The organism is Actinocorallia lasiicapitis, from assembly GCF_054778695.1.
Genome location: NZ_BAAGZI010000664.1, coordinates 1 through 1,762 on the forward strand (window position 1 = coordinate 1; position 1,762 = coordinate 1,762).

2 protein-coding genes are annotated in these 1,762 nt (G+C 72.0%); both read left to right on the plus strand.

The window, feature by feature from the left end; genetic code table 11:
- The coding region (locus ACYVE7_RS33530; protein WP_460370532.1) for a flavin monoamine oxidase family protein at positions 1 to 1,390 on the plus strand (1,390 nt) is incomplete at its 5' end.
- 111 nt (positions 1,391 to 1,501) lie between these two features.
- A partial coding sequence (locus ACYVE7_RS33535) for a sigma factor (protein WP_460370534.1) occupies positions 1,502 to 1,762 on the plus strand: 261 nt, incomplete at its 3' end.

Here is a 1,762-nt window from a genome sequence, read left to right on the forward strand (position 1 = left end):
CGCCCCCGGCGACCCCGCCCTCGCCGCCGACGTGGTGATCGTCGGCGGTGGCCTGTCCGGCCTCACCGCCGCCCGCGACCTGGTCGCCGCCGGAAAATCCGTGATCATCCTGGAGGCCCGCGACCGCGCCGGCGGCCGTGTCTACGGGATGCCGCTGGGCGACGGCACCACCAGCGAGGGCGGCGCCGAGTTCATCGGCCCCACCCAGGACCGGATCGCCGCGCTCGCCGCTAGCCTCGGCGTCGCGACCTTCCCCACCTACAACACCGGCAAGAACGTCTACTACCGCAACGGCAAGCGGTCCCTGTACGCCACGGACGGCCTGCTGGGCGCCGTCCCGCCGGACTGGGGCGTCCTCGACCTGGAGATCGCGCTGATCCGGATCGGCGAGATGGCCAAGAAGATCACCCCGGGCAGCCCGTGGACGGCCGCCGAAGCCGAGGAGTGGGACTCCCAGACCTTCTACAGCTGGACCCGCGGCGCGACGATCAGCAACGGCTCCCGCTTCCTGCTGGACGCCTTCGTCTCCTCGACCCTGTCGTGCCGTTCCAAGGACGTGTCGCTGCTCTACGTCCTCAACTACGTCGCCTCGGCGGGCAACCCCGGCAATCCCGGCAACGTCGACCGCCTGATCAACACCAAGGCCGGCGGCCAGGAGACCCGGTTCGTCGGCGGCTCCCAGGAGGTCCCGCTCCGGCTCGCCGCCCAGCTCGGCGACCGGATCAAGTACAACGCCCCGGTCCGCAGGGTCGTCCAGGAGAACGGCGGGGTCAGGGTCGAGGCCGACGGGATCACCGTCAACGCCAAGCGCGTGGTCGTCGCCATGTCCCCGGCGATCGCCGGCAAGATCGAGTTCCTGCCGGGCCTGCCCGCGAGCCGCGCCCAGCTCATGCAGCGCTTCCCGATGGGCTCGGTCGCCAAGTTCGTCGCGGTCTACCCGACCCCGTTCTGGCGGGCCGAGGGCCTGACCGGCCAGGCGCTCGCCGACTCGGGCGCGATCGACGCGACCTTCGACAACAGCCCGCCCGACGGCTCACAGGGCATCCTGATGGGCTTCATCAACCAGACCAACATCCGCAGGCTCGACGGCAAGTCGCCCGCCGAGGTCACCGCGGCCGGGCTCGACTCCTTCACCAAGATGTTCGGTGTGAAGGCGGCGACCCCGCTGCGGACCGCGTTCCAGCGCTGGGACAACGAGACCTGGTCGGGCGGCGGCCCCACCGGCTACACCGCCCCGGGCGTCCTCACCGAGTTCGGCCCCGCGCTCCGCGAACCCTGCGGCCTCGTCCACTGGGCGGGCACCGAGACCTCCTCCCACTGGACGGGCTACATGGACGGCGCCGTCCGCTCCGGCGAACGCGTCGCCCAGGAGATCCTCCCCCTGATCTAGTACCCGCTCGACGAGACCCCGGCCGGAACACGGCCGGGGTCTCGTTTTCCGTCCGCAACCGGGCGCCCTGTCCGCGCGTGTATCCCACGAACCGACAACAGAGGGGGCCCGTTGACCGACGATGAGGGCTTCGCCGAGTTCTATCGCGGCGCTTACCCGGGGCTCGTCGCGGAGCTGTACGCCTACACCGGCAGCATGACCGAGGCGCAGGAGTCCGCCCAGGAGGCGTTCGCCCGTGCCTGGTCGCGCTGGGGCAGGCTCAGCGGCTACGACCAGCCGCGTGCCTGGGTCGCCCGGGTGGGCTACCGGCTGGCCGTCAGCCGCTGGCGCAAGGCGCGCACCGCGCTGGCCGGGGCGGTGCGGCACGGTCCG